The sequence below is a fragment of the Aneurinibacillus soli genome, assembly GCF_002355375.1.
Lineage (GTDB): Bacteria > Bacillota > Bacilli > Aneurinibacillales > Aneurinibacillaceae > Aneurinibacillus > Aneurinibacillus soli.
Map to the genome: position 1 here is coordinate 4,052,769 of NZ_AP017312.1, position 19,957 is coordinate 4,072,725.

Annotated in this window: 14 protein-coding genes, 1 pseudogene and 1 riboswitch; of the genes and pseudogenes, 4 read left to right on the top strand and 11 right to left on the bottom strand. The window is 47.5% G+C overall.

From position 1 onward, the window contains the following. Positions 1 to 237: 237 nt before the first annotated feature. From CB4_RS20415 to CB4_RS20455, 9 genes are all read right to left on the bottom strand, one after another. Entirely contained in the window at positions 238 to 1,341 is a 1,104-nt protein-coding gene (locus tag CB4_RS20415; protein ID WP_197703129.1) for a response regulator, read from the bottom strand. After that, positions 1,338 to 3,023, bottom strand: a complete 1,686-nt coding sequence (locus CB4_RS20420) for a sensor histidine kinase (RefSeq protein WP_231956095.1) — start codon at positions 3,021 to 3,023, stop codon at positions 1,338 to 1,340. The genes CB4_RS20415 and CB4_RS20420 overlap by 4 nt, the downstream gene beginning before the upstream one ends. Before the next feature lie 329 nt (positions 3,024 to 3,352). Beyond that, on the bottom strand, positions 3,353 to 4,729 hold the full coding sequence (locus tag CB4_RS20425; protein ID WP_096467516.1) for an NCS2 family permease: 1,377 nt from the start codon (positions 4,727 to 4,729) through the stop codon (positions 3,353 to 3,355). A gap of 34 nt (positions 4,730 to 4,763) precedes the next feature. After that, positions 4,764 to 6,302, bottom strand: coding sequence for a glutamine-hydrolyzing GMP synthase (guaA, locus tag CB4_RS20430; RefSeq protein WP_096467517.1), 1,539 nt, complete (start codon positions 6,300 to 6,302; stop codon positions 4,764 to 4,766). A gap of 162 nt (positions 6,303 to 6,464) precedes the next feature. Beyond that, a riboswitch (purine riboswitch) is annotated at positions 6,465 to 6,568 on the bottom strand. A 164-nt stretch (positions 6,569 to 6,732) separates the two neighbouring features. Beyond that, positions 6,733 to 8,367, bottom strand: coding sequence for a chaperonin GroEL (gene groL / locus CB4_RS20435; RefSeq protein WP_096467518.1), 1,635 nt, complete (start codon positions 8,365 to 8,367; stop codon positions 6,733 to 6,735). A gap of 93 nt (positions 8,368 to 8,460) precedes the next feature. Then, positions 8,461 to 8,745, bottom strand: a complete 285-nt coding sequence (gene groES, locus CB4_RS20440; RefSeq protein ID WP_096467519.1) for a co-chaperone GroES — start codon at positions 8,743 to 8,745, stop codon at positions 8,461 to 8,463. A 228-nt stretch (positions 8,746 to 8,973) separates the two neighbouring features. Next, complete coding sequence (locus CB4_RS20445) at positions 8,974 to 10,362, bottom strand: L-cystine transporter (RefSeq protein WP_096467520.1); 1,389 nt, start codon at positions 10,360 to 10,362, stop codon at positions 8,974 to 8,976. Positions 10,363 to 10,551: 189 nt separating this feature from the next. Further along, on the bottom strand, positions 10,552 to 11,043 hold the full coding sequence (locus CB4_RS20450) for a MogA/MoaB family molybdenum cofactor biosynthesis protein (RefSeq protein ID WP_096467521.1): 492 nt from the start codon (positions 11,041 to 11,043) through the stop codon (positions 10,552 to 10,554). Positions 11,044 to 11,144: 101 nt separating this feature from the next. Continuing rightward, positions 11,145 to 11,744 (bottom strand): 5-formyltetrahydrofolate cyclo-ligase, encoded by a 600-nt coding sequence (locus CB4_RS20455; RefSeq protein WP_096467522.1) that lies wholly within the window; start codon positions 11,742 to 11,744, stop codon positions 11,145 to 11,147. A 79-nt stretch (positions 11,745 to 11,823) separates the two neighbouring features. Between CB4_RS20455 and CB4_RS20460 the strand changes: the two are divergent. Continuing rightward, a pseudogene (locus CB4_RS20460) lies at positions 11,824 to 13,766 on the top strand (ABC-F family ATP-binding cassette domain-containing protein). Between the two features lie 81 nt (positions 13,767 to 13,847). Then, the gene (locus tag CB4_RS21795; protein ID WP_181419274.1) at positions 13,848 to 14,003 is read left to right on the top strand and encodes a hypothetical protein; all 156 of its coding nucleotides are present in this window, start codon (positions 13,848 to 13,850) and stop codon (positions 14,001 to 14,003) included. Between the two features lie 320 nt (positions 14,004 to 14,323). On the opposite strand, the gene CB4_RS20470 is transcribed toward CB4_RS21795, so the two are convergent. Both CB4_RS20470 and tsaD read right to left on the bottom strand, forming a co-directional pair. Further along, a complete protein-coding gene (locus tag CB4_RS20470; protein WP_146226624.1) occupies positions 14,324 to 16,411 on the bottom strand; it encodes a hypothetical protein in 2,088 nt (695 codons plus the stop codon). 309 nt (positions 16,412 to 16,720) lie between these two features. Continuing rightward, a complete protein-coding gene (gene tsaD / locus CB4_RS20475) occupies positions 16,721 to 17,758 on the bottom strand; it encodes a tRNA (adenosine(37)-N6)-threonylcarbamoyltransferase complex transferase subunit TsaD (RefSeq protein ID WP_231956286.1) in 1,038 nt (345 codons plus the stop codon). Positions 17,759 to 17,984: 226 nt separating this feature from the next. On the opposite strand from tsaD, the gene CB4_RS20480 reads away from it, so the two are divergent. Both CB4_RS20480 and CB4_RS20485 read left to right on the top strand, forming a co-directional pair. Further along, on the top strand, positions 17,985 to 19,373 hold the full coding sequence (locus CB4_RS20480) for a methyl-accepting chemotaxis protein (RefSeq protein WP_096467526.1): 1,389 nt from the start codon (positions 17,985 to 17,987) through the stop codon (positions 19,371 to 19,373). Continuing rightward, complete coding sequence (locus tag CB4_RS20485; RefSeq protein ID WP_096467527.1) at positions 19,361 to 19,951, top strand: methyl-accepting chemotaxis protein; 591 nt, start codon at positions 19,361 to 19,363, stop codon at positions 19,949 to 19,951. The genes CB4_RS20480 and CB4_RS20485 overlap by 13 nt, the downstream gene beginning before the upstream one ends. Positions 19,952 to 19,957 lie beyond the last annotated feature (6 nt).

Below are 19,957 nucleotides of genomic sequence, written 5' to 3' on the forward strand. Positions count from 1 at the left end.
TTGGGAGCGGGGAAGAGAGAAGCGAAGGAACGCTTTTATACGTCACCCCAGCGGAAGGAGACAGATGGACGGCATTTTGCCCGCAATTCCTCGTCGAAACACTTCTTCGGCCTTATTTTGCGGGCAGTCCATCTGGCTTCTGGAGCGGACAGTCACAGCTTCCCTGTGACGTATAATAAAGTAACGCGCTTCTCTCTTCCCAGCTCCCACCTCTACACTTTATCAAACCACTAGCCCTTAATCTTGATACTTCTGCTGAATACAAACAATTTCCGAAATATTAGCAAAAAACAACTGAACAATTTCCGGATCAAAATGCTTTCCGCTTCCCTCCCGAATGATCTGATATGCTGTTTCATTTGAAAACGCCTCTTTATACGGACGGCGGCTTGTGAGCGCATCAAATACATCAATCACCGCTACAATGCGCCCGGAAAGCGGTATTTCTTCGCCGGACAAACCGTTCGGGTATCCGGTCCCGTCATACTTCTCATGGTGAGCGATGGCAATCTCACTAGCCAACTTAAGAAGTGGCGATTCAGAACCGTGCAGAATTTTGTGACCGATTACCGTATGCTCTTTCATCTTCTCAAATTCTTCATCCGTCAATTTGCCCGGCTTTAGCAAAATATGATCGGGCACACCAATTTTTCCGATGTCATGCATCGGACTTGCCTGCACCATCATCTCCACTTCCTCCGGGCTCATCCCAGTCGCACGCGCCAGCACACCGCAATAGTGGCTGATTCGCTGAATATGTGCAGCGGTTTCCGGATCTTTGAATTCAGCTGCCGCAGACAAATGCTCAACAATCTTACGGTTGCTACTCTCAAGCTTGGTCAACGTCTCTTCTAATTCCTTCGTACGACGTGCTACCTCTTCTTCCAATCGCTGATTCGCATGTACAATCTGTCGATGATAATGGCGTGTTCTCAACAGTGTGTACACTCTCGCATATAACTCATATCGGTCAATCGGCTTATTCAGAAAATCGTCGCTTCCTTCTTCTAACGCCCGAAGTTTATCTTCTTTCCCATCCAGAGCCGTTACCATAATAACTGGCAAATAACCCCCCTCTATCCCCTTAATGGCTTTTAAAACATCATACCCGTCCATACCAGGCATCATCACATCAAGCAGTACAAGATCGATCTCTTCCTGCTCAATTCTCGCGAGCGCTTCCTGCCCTGAGTCCGCGCATAATACCTGGTAGCCTTTTATCGTCAGCATCTGCTCCAGCACATCGAGATTGTATTCTTCATCATCAACGATCAAAATTGTTGATTTTGTCACATCTAACTTTTCACAGTCCAATTCAGAAGCTACTGAATACATGCTCATACCGCTGCATCTCCCTCTCTTTTTTCATCCTCCATCAAGCTTTCATATTTACTCGGAAGCTGTACTGTAAAACATGTCCCTTCGCCCTGCACACTTTCCACCTGGATACTTCCTTCAAGCAGACGAACAAGACGTTCTACGATAGACAATCCGAGTCCGGTCCCTTTGTATTTACGGTTAAGCGATCCGTCAATCTGTTTAAACGGTTGAAAAATCAATCCTATATTCTCCGGAGCAATTCCAATCCCTGTATCCTCTACTGTTAACACAATATGGTTGTCTTCTTTCATTATACGAAGAACAACCGAACCTTGCTCTGTAAATTTAACCGCATTGGATAACAGATTCATCACGATTTGCTTCAACTTCTGCTCGTCCGTATACAACCATACATCTTCATCGCCTTCAATCGAAAAAACAATCGGCTTTTGTCCAAACAGCACAGCGGCATTCTGTAAACAAAATTGAACGAGTACACTCACATTAACGGATTGAATACTAACTTTCATCTCGCCTGCTTCCATCTTGGACAGATCAAGAATGTCATTAATCAGCCCAAGCAGGTGGATTCCACTGTCTTTAATACGCCGAATATTCTTAAATTGACGCTCTGAAATCGATCCTTCACATACATCCAGTAAAATATCAGAATAGCCAATAATCGCATTCAGCGGTGTACGAAGTTCGTGGCTCATCGTAGATAGAATCTGACTTTTTAGTGCGGCGGCCTCTTCCGCGACTTTCTGTTCTTTTTTTAATTCCTCAATGTACTGTACATTTTGCAGTGCCACACTGAGTGAACGAGTGAAATTCCGCAAAACATCCAGATCATCTTCTGTAAACTGAAGAGCTTCTTTCTTGTCCCTCACATAAAACCAGCCCATATGTATAGAACCTGCCGTAATCGGAACAGAAAGAAGAGACGCATCTTCATGTCTTCCACTATCATTCAGCCAATCCGGTAGACGATCAGAACCAGTCGCAATAACGCGCGGTTCGGCTTCGCTGCTACCGGAAAACACGAGTAGCACAGCTTCTTTCGCACCGACCACATCTCGAACGTTTGTCACGATGTCTTGCAACACATCCTCATCGATGCGGAGAGAGCTATGCAGTTTTTCCGTCAGTCTGTACATGGCCTGAATCTGTTGTTGCCGCTGGTTCAACTGCTGCAAATATACCCGTCGGATCATCCAAATCAGCATAATCAGCGGAAGACCAATTACAACAATCACAACCCCCGCTCGTTCCAGCACATCATACAGCGTAATAACCGAGCCAATCGTTTTGGCAATCAAATACACAAACATCGTTGTAGTTACGAATATACCGGCTAATGCCAGCACAATCGAGATAGCCGCACTCACTCCCCAAAAACGTGTTTCCATCTGCACCGTAAGTCCGTGACGATATAAGTATTGATGAACCTGAACTAAAAGTAAAAAATAAAACGGAGAGTATGTGGTCATCATAACACCGGCAAAAATAATGCTAAGAAACCACACCTTATTTGTCGTATCAAATAACACATTGGAAAGAAAAAATGCACTCATTAGAAATGCGATCATGCTGAATAAAACGTATTCACGCATCATGGAATCAAGGGAGAGGCGAATAAGCCGAGGGATTTGTTTGCCATCTATGTCACTACGGGGCTGGTTATATGCAATAATGTTTGTCATCCATGTAAAAAACCTGCGCAAAAAAAGCAGGCAGAGCAACAGAGTACCTCCTGCCACAATCAGAATGAACATTGAGCCTTGCAGCAACCGTGCCATTTCAGAACGATGCAACAGGTTAGCTGAAACAGCAAAAATAATGCTAAGAAGAGCTGGGACCAGAAAACTGGACAAGCACAACAATAAAATCCTTTTTTTCATATAGCCTCCTGCTCAATTGAGTGATACAGATCGCTTACGCGGTCTCGATTATACGACTGATTTTACGATTTTTTCACAAAAAAAAGAAGCAATTCTTGTAAAATTGCTTCTTTTTTATATATACAACTTGTTTATACATTAAGCTCCGTAAAGATGAACCGTACGAGAATCAGCAAAGATAACAGCCACATCATCCAGTGAATTTTGTGTTTGCCTCCTACCACCCGGTTTGCTGACGCCAGTATGACATAGAACAAAATTCCGAATGAAATCCCGTTCGCAATCGAATACGTTAGCGGCATCATAATGATGGTAAAGAATGCTGGGATCGCCAGTACCATATCATCCCAATCAATACTACGAACTGCCCCCATCATGAGTACACCCACAATGATCAGCGCCGGAGCGGTTGCCTGTCCCGGCACAAGCAGTGCCAGCGGAGCGAGGAACAGTGCCAGCAAGAACATAATCCCCGTTGTAACAGAAGTCAGACCTGTACGGCCTCCCTGTCCAACACCTGCCGCACTTTCCACAAAAGCTGTAATCGTACTCGTACCAAGAAGTGCACCGAGGCTTACACCACCTGCATCCACAAGCATAGCACGCCCGATTTTCTGTTTCGAATCCGGTTTATCAAGCAGACCTGCTTTCGAGGCCGTACCTGTCAGTGTTCCAAATGTATCGAAAAGCTCCACAAATGTAAACGTAAAGATAATGGTTAACAGCCCTGCATTCATCGCACCTGCAAAGTCAAGTTGACCGAATGCTACGTGACTAAAATCTGGCATCCAGTGTGCACCATGAAGAGAGGAAAGATTCGTAACTCCGAGCGGAATCCCAATAATCGTTGTCACAATAATTCCAATTAGAATCGCTGCCTGCACACGCATAACCATAAGAATACTTGTAATGAGAAGACCGATTATAGTAAGTAGCACTGCTTTGTCTTCCATGAAGTTCCCAAGCTGCATTAACCAGTCATTCGCACCAAGATGACTAAACGGCTTCGCACCATCTTTTCCAATGTAGAATGCTGTTAAAAGACCACTTGTTTTAAATCCAATAATCGTAATAAACAACCCGATCCCAACGGTAATCGCCGAACGGAGCGCATCGGGTACCGCCTCCAGAAGGAGCTGACGAACTTTGGTAACCGTGAGAATAATAAAGATAATACCTGAGATAAAAACAGATGCTAAGCCAATCTGCCACGTAATATGCCCACCTGAGCTCATAATAACAGCGGCAAAGTATGCATTTAACCCCATACCCGGTGCCAGTGCAATCGGATAGTTAACAAACAGGCCCATCAAAATCGTAACCAGACCGGCCCCCAATGCGGTTGCAATAAAGACCGCATTGAAGTCCATGCCTGTAGCGCCGCCAGCTGTTAACGTCAGCGGATTTACGATCAGAATATAAGCCATGGTAATGAATGTTGTAAGACCTGCAATGATCTCTGTCCGCACATTCGTATTGTTCTCACGTAATTTAAAGAACTTGTCCATGTTTCATTCCGTCCTTTTTCTTATCTATTCCTTCTTATTCCCACTCAATAGTTGCCGGTGGCTTAGAAGTGATATCATACACGACGCGGTTAATGTGTTTCACTTCGTTTACAATGCGAACTGAGATTTTTTCCAAAACATCGAAAGGAATACGTGCCCAGTCTGCTGTCATGCCGTCAATGGATGTAACAGCACGAATACCAATGGTGTAATCGTACGTACGACCATCTCCCATAACCCCTACACTGCGAACGTCCGGAAGTACAGTAAAGTACTGCCATACTTCGCGCTCAAGACCGGCTTTTTTGATTTCATCGCGCAGAACGAAGTCAGACTCGCGTACGATTTCGAGCTTCTCTTCGGTTACCTCTCCCAGCACACGGATGCCAAGACCTGGACCCGGGAATGGCTGACGCCATACGATTTCATGCGGCATACCGAGCTCTTCGCCCACTTTGCGCACTTCATCTTTGAACAGCTTGTTCAGCGGCTCGATCAGTTCAAACTTCATGTCTTCCGGCAGACCGCCCACGTTATGGTGTGACTTGATTGTCTGCGCTGTCGCCGTGCCACTCTCTACAATATCTGTATACAGTGTACCTTGTGCAAGGAAGTTCATGTCCGTCAACTTACTTGCTTCTTCTTCAAATACATAAATGAATTCGTTACCGATAATTTTGCGCTTCTGTTCAGGATCAGATACACCTTTTAGTTTGCCCAAGAATCGATCACGCGCATCAATTTTGATCAAGTTCATGTGGAACTTCTCACCGAATGTTTCCATAACACTTTCTGCTTCGCCTTTGCGCAGCAAGCCGTGATCCACAAACATACAGGTCAGTTGATCGCCAATCGCCTTATGGATGAGAACGGCTACGACAGAAGAATCTACGCCACCACTCAGTGCACACAGCACTTTTTTGTCCCCAACTTGCTGGCGAATGTCTTCCACCATCATGTCGATGTAGTTCTCCATCGTCCAACTGCCTTCGCACTTACAGATCTCGAACAAGAAGTTCTTAATCATGTCGTTGCCGCGTACAGAATGCTGCACTTCCGGGTGGAACTGCACGCCATAGAAGTTACGATCTGGATTGCTGATGGCTGCGACCGGGCACGCTTCATTGCTCGCATCAATGCGGAATCCTTCTGGCACTTCGATTACTTTATCTGTATGGCTCATCCACACCGTTTCAGTTTTGTTAAGATCTTTGAAAAATGGCGTGTCATTATGAATGGCAATATCAGAACGGCCATATTCACGAACGTTCGCAGATTCTACTTTCCCTTTAAGCTGGTGCGACATCAGCTGCATGCCGTAGCAAATACCAAGCACTGGCACGCCAAGATCATAAATGGCTGGATCGCTCTGAGGCGCTCCTTCTGCATAGACACTGGCTGGGCCACCTGAGAAGATAATTCCTTTCGGGTTAAGCTTTTTCAGCTCTTCTGCCGGCGTATTGTAGGCCACAAGTTCACTGAAAACACCGAGATCGCGCACCCGACGTGCAATTAACTGGTTGTACTGTCCTCCGAAGTCAAGTACGATTACTAACTCTTTCGGCTTGTCCATTGTGGTAAACATCCCCTTCTGTATTTGCGTTGAAAATATGGGAGAAAGACATTGTATGAAATATGGGATTCACAAACTTTGCCTCTCTAGTTTCCCCGTATAAAACAAAAAAAACCAGGAACCCTCTATACAAGTAAACCGTCTGGATAGAGTGGCAGAAACCTGGCATGGTGTCTGCCTCATAGTCGAACGAGTTTTACGGTCATTCGGTAGAAACTTTCAGGCCATATCCCTGAGATTATATGAGGTCGTGCTATTGATATTTGTTTTAACGAGATAAGTTTACCAGAGGGCGGGGAAAAGTCAATAGATTACATCCGTACGTAATTCATTTTTTTATGGATAATGTACGGATTTTACGGTTCCATACATAAAAAAGAACCCCTGGATATATTCCAGAGGTTCCGAACATTCGCATTTGCGAATGTTCTTACATCATTCCCATGCCGCCCATGCCACCCATGCCGCCCATATCAGGCATGCCTGGTGCATTTTTCTCCGGCTTGTCAGCAACGATTGCTTCTGTAGTCAGGAACATTGCTGCTACAGATGCTGCGTTTTGCAGCGCAGAGCGAGTTACTTTTGCAGGGTCAACGATCCCCGCTTCAATCATGTTCACCCACTGCTCAGTTGCAGCATTGAAGCCTGTGCCTACAGCTTCTTTTTTCAGACGCTCTACGATTACAGAACCTTCAAGGCCTGCATTCGCTGCGATCTGACGTACTGGCTCTTCAAGAGCACGCAGTACGATGCGTACGCCTGTTGCTTCGTCAGCAGTAGCTTCCACTTGCTCTACACTGTTGTAGATAGATACAAGCGCAGTACCACCGCCCGCTACGATACCTTCTTCAACCGCTGCACGAGTCGCGTTGAGAGCATCTTCAATACGGAGTTTCTTTTCTTTCAGTTCTGTTTCAGTTGCTGCACCGACTTTGATCACTGCTACGCCACCTGCGAGTTTCGCCAGACGCTCTTGCAGTTTTTCTTTGTCGAATTCAGATGTAGTTGTTTCGATTGCAGAACGGATTTGGTTCACACGAGCATCGATTGCTGCTTTGTCGCCAGCGCCTTCTACGATCGTTGTGTTTTCTTTTGTAACCACAACTTTGCCCGCACGGCCGAGTTGCTCAAGACCAGCAGATTTCAGGTCAAGACCGAGGTCTTCTGTGATAACCTGACCGCCAGTAAGTGCTGCGATATCTTCGAGCATCGCTTTACGACGATCGCCAAAGCCTGGAGCTTTAACTGCTACTGCATTGAATGTACCACGCAGTTTGTTTACTACGAGAGTTGCCAGCGCTTCGCCTTCTACATCTTCAGCGATGAGGAGAAGCGGTTTGCCTTGTTGTACAACTTTCTCGAGTACTGGCAGCATTTCTTGAATGCTTGTGATTTTCTTATCTGTGATCAGGATGAACGGGTTGTCAAGAACCGCTTCCATCTTGTCTGTGTCTGTGATCATGTATGGAGATGCGTAGCCACGGTCGAATTGCATACCTTCTACAACATCAAGCTCTGTTGTGAAGCCTTTAGATTCTTCCACAGTGATAACGCCATCTTTGCCGACTTTTTCCATAGCTTCTGCGATCAGTTGACCGATTTCTTGGTCGCCAGCAGAAATAGCTGCAACTTGAGCGATAGACTCTTTGCCTTCGATTGGCTTAGAGATTGCGTGCAGTTCTTCAACTGCTTTGCGAACCGCTTTGTCGATACCTTTACGGATATCCATCGGGTTAGCGCCCGCTGTAACGTTTTTCAGACCTTCACGGATCATCGCTTGTGCCAGAACCGTTGCAGTTGTTGTACCGTCACCCGCTACATCGTTTGTTTTTGTTGCTACTTCTTTTACGAGCTGTGCGCCCATGTTCTCGAATGCATCTTCGAGTTCGATTTCTTTCGCGATGCTCACGCCATCATTTGTGATAAGCGGAGAGCCAAATTTTTTCTCAAGTACAACGTTACGGCCTTTCGGTCCGAGTGTTACTTTTACTGCGTCTGCCAGTGCATCTACACCACGGAGCATTGCGCGGCGTGCTTCTTCGCTAAAACGAATATCTTTAGCCATTCTGACTTCGCCTCCTGAATATGTAAGTTTATCGTTATTTGAACGGTGGAATTACGTACCTGTGTGTACTTATCAAAATGCCGTTCTCAGTGATTAGTCAACAATTGCGAGAATGTCGCTTTCGCGCATGATCAGAAGTTCTTTACCGTCGAACTTCACTTCTGTGCCTGCGTATTTCGAGTAGATGACCTTCTGGCCTTCCTTTACTTCGAGAGCTACGCGCTCGCCGTTTTCCATTACGCGACCACTGCCTACAGCAACGATTTTACCTTCCTGCGGTTTCTCTTTCGCTGTTTCCGGAAGTACGATTCCGCTAGCAGTCGTTTCTTCTTTTGCGATAGCTTCGATAATCACACGATCACCTAATGGCTTTAACACTGAAAACAACCTCCCTGTAACTTTTGATTGTTAGCACTCTCATCTATCGAGTGCTAACACAATTATTATAATAGCCATTTCTCCCCTATTTGGCAAGCGTTCCGAGGAAAAATTTTTCCTTTCCCATTCTATCCGTGACGGGACAAGTTTATACCTTATTAGACTTACCTAACAATAAACCCCCTTTAATGCCCAGAAGGCTCAAGGGGGTCTGTTTTTCTTATAGAATCAGACTTCTAGCTGCCCCTGTTTCGGAGCTGCGTATAAGTCTGTATTCAATTCTTTTGTCAGCTTACTTGTAAGAACGCCTGCTGTCATACTGCCACTTACATTAAGTGCCGTACGCCCCATGTCAATCAGTGGCTCAACCGAAATAAGAAGCCCCGCGAGACCAACCGGAAGATTCATAGCGGAGAGCACAAGCAACGCCGCAAATGTCGCACCGCCACCTACACCAGCCACCCCGAATGAGCTGATCGCTACTACCGCAATCAACGTGAAAATAAAGGATGGGGAAAGCGGATTAACACCAACTGTCGGCGCAATCATAATCGCCAGCATCGCCGGATAAATACCAGCGCAGCCGTTCTGACCAATCGAGAGACCGAATGAACCGGCAAAGTTTGCGATTCCTTCTGGCACACCAAGCTCTTTTGTCTGTGTCTTCACATTCAACGGCAGAGTCCCTGCGCTTGTGCGGGACGTAAACGCAAATGTCAAAACCGGAATCACTTTCTTCACGTATGTGACCGGATTCAGACCCGCAAATGTCAACAAAAGTAGATGAATGATGAACATTACAATAAGTGCCGCATACGATGCCATAACAAATTTGCCAAGCTTCCAGATCGCATCATAATCACTTGTCGCTGTCACCTTTGTCATCATCGCCAGAATACCGTATGGCGTCAAACGAAGAATGAGCGTAACAACACGCATAATGACCGCATACACCGCTTCTACTATCTTCACAAAAAATTCAGCCTGTTCCGGCTGTTTTTGCTTTACACCAAGATAGGCAAAGCCGAGAAATGCGGAAAAGATAACCACCGCAATAGTAGACGTAGGACGATCCCCTGTCAGATCCAGAAACGGATTCGCTGGAAGCAGCTCCACGATCTTTTCTGGAAGCGTCATATCTTCCACTTTGCCAAGTTTCTCTTCCAGCGCGGCAGCGCGTTTCATTTCCGCGTCACCCTGATGGATTTGCACCGCCTCTAGTTTGAAGCCGAGTGCTGAAGCAATCCCGATTGATGCAGCAACGGCCGTTGTTCCGACGAGAATCGCAATAATCAGCGTGCTAATTTTCCCGATATTGTTCGTCAGTTGAACTTTTGTAAAAGCCGAAAGAATCGAGATGAATACAAGCGGCATCACAATCATCTGTAGGAAGGTCACGTACCCATCCCCGACAATGTTAAACCAGTCAATGGATGTTTTAAGCGTTTCGGACTCCTGTCCGTATATCCATTGTAAAACAAGACCAAATACAATCCCCAGTCCAAGCGCTGTAAATACACGCTTCGAGAAGGAGACATGCTTTCGTTGCATGGTATATAAACCAAAAATAATAGCAAGTAGTACTGCTATGTTCACAAGTACCCATAGCACGTTCATGATGTTTCCCTCCTGATCATTTATCAATCAAATTAATTTATATTACAATAATCCCGATTGGTCAAGTTAGTTTTAATAGTTTCTACATTTTATTATAAAAAAAAGAGCCGACGATTCGGCTCTCTACTGGTTCTTTTCTCTATGATCTTATATCGTAAAAACTTTCTCTTCTCTAATCGTCAGCCGTTGCTATTTTGCAATATTTTCACTTTTACCCTGAATGATCCCAAGTGCTGACGAGATCTGATCCACAATAGCAAGGAAACACCATTCCATAGCCGGTAAGCTTCCCGGCAGGTTAATAACGAGGGCATTGCCACGTGTTCCAACCGTTGCACGCGTCAAAAGCACTTTGCGGGAATGTTCCATCGCACTACGGCGCATTTCTTCTGCCAGTCCCGGTACATGACGGTCAATGACAAGCTCAGTTGCTTCTGGAGTTACATCTTCCGGACTTAAGCCTGTCCCTCCAATTGTTATCAACAGGTCCACCCGTTCGCGGTCTACCAGTTCAATCATATTCTCCTTCAACAGCTCGATATTGTCTGGTGACAGTCGATGCTCTGCTACTGCCGCATCTAGATTTTGCTTCAGCAATCCTTCCAGCTTCGGAAAACAATCATTTTCTCTTTCTCCGCGATAAACCGAGTTGCTAGATGTAATGACCCCAATTTTCCACATTCAGGCAAACCTCCGTTACATTCAAAAAATTCAATAGAATCCTCAGTCTATTGTACTGTAAAACCGTCCGATTCAGGCATGCTCAATCTCTGTATACATTGTCAAAATCGTGAACAAATTGTGACACCCTGCTCGGTTATGATTCGATCAACCCGACTATCATGCGGCTCGAATGGCAGAGAATCTACCATCTGCACATCGAAACATACCGCAGCCAGTAGCGGCTTTTTTGACAGCGCAGCTAAAAAACGATCATAATAGCCCCCACCATACCCCATGCGCAGTCCGCTTGGGGTAAATGCAACACCGGGTACAATAATAGCATGAAACTCTTCTCCCTGCCAACACCACGCTCCCGCGCGTGTCACACCTGGTTCCCGAATGCCGTACGGTCCACTCACCAGGTCGCCCCAGTCTTTAAACCGATATAGTGTCATCTGTTTACTTGTGGGGTCTGTTTTCGGAATATATATCTGTTTGCCTGACTCCACACAGGCATCCACAAACGTGTCGAGATTCACTTCATCTCCAAAAGATAGAAACGTAAAAATGCGCTCAGCCTCCTGGATTTCTGGCATCGCAAGCAAGTGTCGTACGACTGCGTCAGACTTCATCTGTCTCTCTTCCGCTTCCATTGTCGCTCTCTTAGCTAACATATCGTGGCGCAACCGCTTCTTCTCCTGCTTTTTATCTGCCTCCACTTGCTTCCCTCCCCTGTTTCTTCTCCATCCATTTTACGTTAAAATGAACTGTGGATAGAAGGACTGAGGTGGATATTTTATGATTTTATTGCAAACCCAGAACATCGCCAAATCATTCAGCGCGAATCCCGTGCTCTCGAATATCAATATGGTTCTTCAAAGCGGCGAGCGCATTGGCCTTGTCGGCGTGAACGGCGCTGGCAAATCGACGCTGCTGAAGATCATCACTGGACAAATGCTTCAGGATGAAGGCGACATTATTAAAGCAAAAGATACAACAATTGGCTACCTTGCCCAGGACAGCGGTCTCGATACGGATCGAACCATCTGGGATGAGATGATGCTTGTGTTCTCCCATTTCAAAGAAAAAGAAGCGGAACTTCGACGGCTCGAGAAGCAAATCGCCGATCCAGCTAGTATTGCAGCCCCCCCCTGCACGAACGCCTTTTGAATACGTACTCTCATCTTGTCGATGATTTTAAGGCACAGGGTGGCTATCAATATGAAGCGACGACACGCTCCGTTCTGCACGGCATGCGATTTTTCCCGGAGCAGTACACCGTACCGATTCAACAACTAAGTGGCGGCCAGAAAACACGTCTTGCGCTTGCCCGCCTGCTTCTCTTGCAACCGGATGTGCTCATTCTCGATGAGCCGACCAACTATCTCGACATCGAAACCCTTGGCTGGCTTGAGAAGTATCTGCTTGGCTATCCAGGCGCTCTACTTGTCGTATCGCATGACCGTTTCTTTCTCGACTCGCTTGTGAACATCATCTATGAGCTGGAACGGACACATGTCACACGCTACACCGGCAACTACAGCAGCTATCTCCTTCAGAAAGGTGAACGCTTAGAGCAGCAACTCCGTCAGTTCGAGAAGCAGCAGGCGGAGATTTCACGCATCGAACAGTTCATCCAGCGCAATATCGCTCGCGCTTCCACAACCAAACGAGCCCAGAGCCGCCGCAAGCAGCTTGATCGCATGGATGTGATGGACCGACCGGCTGGTGAATTAAAGCGGGCCCAGTTTAGTTTTGATATCGAGAAGGTGAGCGGCAATCAAGTGCTGATGACACGCGACGTAGCAGTCGGCTACCACGATAAGCCGCTTGCTCGCCACCTGACATTCGATGTGGCACGCGGCGAACGTATCGCGCTGCTTGGCCCGAACGGACTTGGCAAATCCACGCTGCTTAAAACGATCGTGGGGCGCATTCAACCGCTTGCTGGCGAGATCTCATACGGTAGCAATGTACTGATTGGTTTCTATGATCAGGAACAGGAAGCACTTAATCCAACTAAGCAAGTGCTCCATGAACTGTGGGACGACTATCCATCCATGCAGGAAAAAGACGTGCGCACCGTGCTCGGCAACTTCCTGTTCAGCGGAGACGATGTGCTTAAGAAGATTAGTGAGCTAAGCGGCGGCGAGAAGGCCCGCGTCTCACTCGCCAAGCTCATGCTGCAAAAAGCAAATCTGCTTATTCTCGACGAACCGACAAACCATCTTGACCTGTTCAGCAAAGAGATTCTAGAAGAAGCACTGGATGAGTATCCGGGAACGATTCTGTTCGTGTCTCATGACCGCTACTTCCTGAATAAAATTGCGACTCGTGTACTGGAGATGACACCAGATGGAGTCATCTCTTATCTTGGCAACTACGACTACTATATAGCAAAAAAAGATGAACTAGCCGAGCTAAAATCAGCGGCTGCATCTAAGGCATCTTCCTCCTCTGATCAGCTGCTAACTTCTGCTGAAACAAGCAAAAAACGCTTCAGCCAGGATAAAGAAGCGAAAAAAATGGAGCGCCAGCGTCAGCGCCGCATCGAAGAACTGGAAGGAAACATTGAGCGATTCGAAGCGAGAATAGCGGAAATCGAAGCCCAATTGTGCCACCCGGATGTATTCGGTGACCATGAGCAGGCACTCGCTCTGACGACAGAGCTCGAACAGCTTCGCGGCGAACTCGATGCCTGTCTGGAAGAATGGACTGATCTACAAGAAGAGCTGGAATGATTCGGAACGAGGCTGTCTCAAAAGCCAGAACATGGCGACTGAGACAGCCTCTTTTTTCTTGGGTGAGATTTTCTCCAAAGTGTGGTGGAGGATCGGGATCGGGCGGGGCCTCGTCACTTTGGTACGCTCGCTACGGAGTGGGGGCTGTCCGCTCCAGGTGCCACGCGAACTCGCCCACAAAACATGCCCACGATGTATGTGCAGCGAAGCGTTGTGGGCAAAGGCCCGTTCGTCTGACCCCTTCCGCTGGGAAGTCGCGTACAGGCGTTCCGTGCCCCCGCCCGATCCCGCTCCTAACACCGTTTGTATGAAAACCATCAAGCATAATCAAGAGACTGAGCTTTGCTATGCAGGTAAAAAATAAGGAAGCAGGCTTCCAAAAAGCCAGTTGTGATCCTAACAAATCTGTTCTAGCGTCGTGTGTTTTTTGTAAACCAAAACGTTGTGCGGGCACGTTCGCCGGGCTCCCGGAGCGGACAGCCGCCGCTTCTCTGCAAGCGTACCGAAGCGAACGGCTCCTTCCTTCTCCCACTCCCTCCCCCCACACGTTGTCGATATCACGAAAAACTATCCTGTTCGCTATGTTCTGGCTTTTTGGACAGCTTTGTTTCATCCAAAAGACCACATATGTACGGAACAAGCGCATACAATACCGCAAGCGCGGCCGTAATAATCCCGGAATCATTCAGGAGCACAGCCACAATAGAACCGATCCCAATCGTACCGAATGCAGTGGGAAGCCCCGGGTGTCGGGCGATCAGTCTCTGGCTCTCTGCCCGGCGCCTAGAAGCAACTAGTGCAGCCAGCACCAAACTGATAAGAAACAGACGACTCCATGCTGATGATAGAATCAGCTTCCAGTTCATCGCCACTTTGCGCTCCACAATCCGTCCAATCTCTGACCAATTGCCCACCATAAGCTCACCCACAGCCCGCCCGATATGAGACTGATCCACGGCTGGAAGTCGGTAATTGACTATAAGAAATAGTACCGCACCGGCCAGTGCCATTCCACTCGCCAACGTAATCGTACGCCAGGAAAATGGAATGCCCGTAATCCGCATCCCCAGGTACAAACCCGCTGCCAGAAACACGAAAATCCCGCCAGCCTTACTTCCAAGCCCCGGCCAGGCAACATATACAAGCAGAACCAGTCCGCTTACTGTAGCCACTATCCCACAGCCACGTCGTCGCAGTCCTGCATATTCAGCTAGTAGCGCCAGACTAAGTGCCCAGCCACCCAACAGTACGCCCATGTATTCATTGCCAATGCCGTAATACCGCGCACCAATCACCGGATCATAGCCTAGATAGGAATGCTTGATTAACTCAGCACCAGATAAGCCATCCAGCAACAACGGAAGCCAGCTCAGAACGCCAATCCAGAAAAAACAGGTTGCAAATGGCAGACGCCCTATCGCATACGCCCCAGTTGAACAGATCCCCAGCAAAAGCAGCCAGACAACAGTCGGCTCGGGCAAGCCCGGCATAAGAGGGAGGAAAAGCAGCACAGGCGGCACGAACAAAAGGGCACGCAGGCCAAACGGAAGTAGCGCAGGCGGCCACCATCGCAAGCACCTTATTCTGATCCATGGGAGTAGTGTAACCACAGCCAGTATAAGCGAGAACACAACGAGCCCAACATACGGATACAGAATAGCCGGTCTCGTCGCGTATATATGGTCCATTTTCTCTACTTCCTGCCACAGTTCTGTCTGTCCCCCCTCTCTTACGACGGATAACGGTAACCCCTTCATCTCCGATGGAACCGGGATACCAAACCAAGTTAAGATGGTGGGAGCAATGTCGATATTGGCAATGAGTCCTGGCCGCCGCGTCGTGCCGGACGTCAACAAACCGCTAGACTGCCCATCCCACAGAAAAATCGGGGCCAGACGTTTTTTCTGTGCAATTGCTTCCGCAGGCAGAGATGCAGATACGACTAGCAAGCGATCTCCCGCTTGCATCTGTTTGCGCAGCGCTCCAATCCATACAAGTGTCTCACGAAGCACACTCGCCCGCAGCTCAGCATACCGACTCTCACTCATCCCCTGGCGATACCGTGCCAGGCGTGCAAGATCTCCGTGCTCAAACACAATAAAGCGTACGCCGTTCTGCCGCCAGGTGGCTGCTTTGGCAAGCAATCGTTCCCCATCTATCCGGCGACCGCCCGGAAAGTCAGACACATCCCTCAAAATATCCGCGCCAACCGCTCCGTATGGGGTAACCCCCTGACGATTCATTGTGAGAAGAGGTGCCAGACGGCTTATGCTATCTGTGTCACTGTTTCCAGCGGACGCCCGTTGAATTCCATGCTGCTCTAGCACCTCTCCTAGTAACCCAGGGATAGCTCCGGTATTACGCCACTCATTTTCTTTTTCAAGCGACGGAATATAAGGAAGAAGAATACTCTCTTCGGTTAGATTAACAGGAAGTGTGCCATGTAACTGTCTATACTGACGTAGTATTTTTCCGTTCTGCTCCGCCACGCCAGACGAGCGCCTTCCCTGTTCGGGATAGGCTGCACGGACGCCGGACGCGATTGTAGCTGTTGTGTGGATATCTTGCAAAGAAGCAGCAGTTCGCGTATTCATCACGCCGATAGCTGCTTCCTTTAACCATAAAAATTCTGAATTTCGGGACAAGTTGTGGATATCTTCTGACGATAAGGTAGGGATCAGAACCGTGTAAACGGCTGGTTGTGTATAACTCGCCCCCGCTACAGGGTAAGATACAAATAAATACACATTTATTATGAAACAAAAGAAAGAGAGCTTTTTCATTGTATATAAATCCCCTCTCCTTTTTCCACATACCCACATTTTTATCCACAAAATCAGTATAGATATATCAAGTTATCCACGGATATATCCACATTACTCACAACCTGTGCATAACTTTATTAACGGTCTATCCACAGAAAAAAGGGCAGCCCTATAAATAGGGTTGCCCTTTTATTGTAGTGGTAAACTAGCGATCCCATTTAGATCCATATCCGCCAGAATCCCTTTTTGATAAACAATATATCCCGCTCCTGCGATCATGGCCGCATTGTCTGTACAGAGAGAAAGTGGTGGGATTAGCAGCTCAACACCTTCCACAGCTGCCCGGCTGGCAAGCGCCGCCCGCAGCCCTTTATTCGCAGCAACTCCACCCGCAAGCAAAAGCTGCTTAACTGGCCGCTCCTGTATTAACCGGAATGTTTTCTCGACCAACACTTCCACAACAGATGCCTGGAAGCTGGCCGCAAGCTCTGCCGCTTCAATCGTTTCTCCACGTTGATTCGCATTGTGCAGCACATTGAGTACGGCCGACTTCAAACCACTAAAACTAAAATCATACGAGCCCGCTTCCAGCCACGCACGCGGCAGTGGAATAGATGCTGTACCCTCCTGTGCCAGACGATCAATATGCGGGCCGCCCGGATACGGCAACCCGAGCGAGCGGGCAACTTTATCATACGCCTCTCCAACCGCATCATCACGTGTCTGCCCAATGATCTCATACGAGCCATGTTCTTTCATATACACAAGTTCTGTATGTCCACCGGATACGACAAGTGCCAGAAGCGGAAATTCAAACTCCTTAGCAAAGCGATTCGCATAAATATGGCCGGCAATATGATGCACGCCCACTAGTGGAATCCCGCGTGCAAATGCGATCGATTTAGCCGCCGCCACTCCTACCAGAAGTGCTCCGACAAGTCCAGGGCCGTATGTGACTGCAATCGCGTGAATATCATCCCATGTACATGATGCTTCTTGAAGTGCCTGCTCAATAATAAGTGTAATGTTCTCCACATGATGGCGTGATGCGACTTCCGGTACAACGCCGCCAAATCGTTTATGACTCTCAATCTGCGACGAAATCACATTCGACAGAATGGTGCGTCCATTCTCAATCACAGCAGCCGATGTCTCATCACAGCTTGTCTCAATCCCCAAAATCCGGATGGGTCCGCCTGCTGCCAGATCGGCTTCTCGACGTTCCATAACCATTTGTTTCCATTTTGTACTAACCATATGTATCCACCTGCAATTCTAGAATCAAAAACCATTCTTCATCTATTATACACAACTCCATCCCGAAAATAGCGTCATTGTTCTTTCACATATTCATGACCATTTTCCTAGTTTTAACGATTTATATAAAGTATGATTATTTTATACAAAAAGAAATAATTCACGACTTGCTTCACATTAAGTAGGAGGAGGGTATATGAAACTGAAAAAAAATCTTTCAATAAAATGGAAGATGATTCTAACGCTAACGATAAGTGTATTGTTGCCGACTTTACTGCTCGGAGTTATTTCATATCAGACAGCGGAGAAAAAAGTCGAAGAGCAAATTTTACAGAGCGCGCGCAATAATATTGTATTCCTTGATCAAATGATTACCAAATACATAGAGGAAGAAATACGAAGCCTCGACTTGTTAAGTGACCTTTTGCAAAGCCGTATGGCTGCTGGCAGCAATCAGGCACAAGTGAAAGAAACGCTTATTCGCTTCCTGACATCACGTGCAGAACTAACGAATGTTTCGGTTCTCTCCGCAAGCCAGGTGCTATACACTGCCTCCACTCCGTCTGCGGAATCTCAACCGATCAACGCAGACCTTTATCGTAAGGCTGTCGAGAACAGCGGTCAGGTCATTTTAGGCGAACCGTACCTGGATGCGAAATCCAAAGATATGCGTGTCTCCTTCATCCGGACACTTCCCGACAGCACAATCGCGATCGCAGCCACGATGAGCCTCAAAGACCTGGGCACACAGATCAGCCATGTCAAGATCGGGAACGGCGGCTATCCATACCTGCTGGACGTATCACGTCATTATCTGGTCCACCCAACTGGCAAACTAGGTACTCAGACTAACACGAAACAGTCCATTCAGATGTACAGCAAGCCGAGCGGTGAATTCGACTATGAATTCGAAGGCAAACAGAAAAAACTGTTCTTTACAACAAACAAGACAACCGGTTGGAAACTTGCGGGTACGATGTATGTCAACGAGCCACAAATCGCCGCACGTCCCATTCTAACCGCGATGCTTTGGGTTATGGTTATTACTTTTGCAATTGTAGGCATCCAAAACTTCTTCGTCCTGCGCTCACTTATTGGCCGTCTGCGCACCTTCATTCAAGCTGCTCGTCGCGTGAGTGAAGGCGATCTCAGTCAGACCGTAAGAATACGAGTACACGACGAACTAGGGGAACTGGCTACTGAATTTAATAAAATGAGCGAGAAACTGCGCAGTATGGTTCATCATGTTAAAGAAAAATCGGAACAGTTGTCTGCTTCCTCAGAAGAACTAACAGCCAGTGCGGAACAGACGGAGAAAGCAAGCGGACAAATTGCTACCATCATCCAGGGAGTAGCCTGTGGCTCGGAGAAACAGGCACAAAATGTAGACGATACGTCTGCCACGATGGAGACGATGGCAGTGCAAATTCATGACATTACCGAGCAGGCAAACACACTCTCTCACATCGCTGAAGAAGCATCTGAAAAAGCAAATTACGGTAACCATACGATCCAGAAGACGATCGAGCAAATGAACACCCTTCACCAGACTGTTCTTCAAATGGGGGGACGATGGATAACTTAAAAACAAGATCACAGGAAATTGGTCAGATTGTTGAAGTCATCACCGCTATTGCTGATCAGACGAATCTGCTTGCCCTCAACGCAGCAATTGAGGCAGCACGAGCGGGCGATCAGGGTAAGGGGTTTGCCGTAGTAGCAGATGAAGTACGCAAGCTGGCTGAACAATCAGCCCTCTCTGCCGGACAAATCTCCGATGTGATCCAAACGATTCAGCACGAGATGGAGAATGCAGCTGAAACAATGAAAGAAGGCACAAAAGAAGTCTCAACAGGAATCGAAACCGTCAAACTGGCCGGTCAATCATTCGCCGAGATTCAGACATCTGTTCATAATGTAGCCCGCCAGATCCATCACGTATCCGAGGCAGCTCAGCAGGTGGCTACAGGCTCCGAGCAAGTCGTTGTCGCTGTCCACAACATCCAGAAAATCGCGGATGTGAATCGGACCGGCATGCAGGAAGGATCAGCCGCTACCGAGGAGCAGCTTGCTTCCATGGAACAAATCGCTGCGTCTTCAGAAAGCCTGTCTGATATGGCAAGTGAGCTTCAACGAAGCATTGCTCAGTTCAAACTAAGCTAGTCTCAC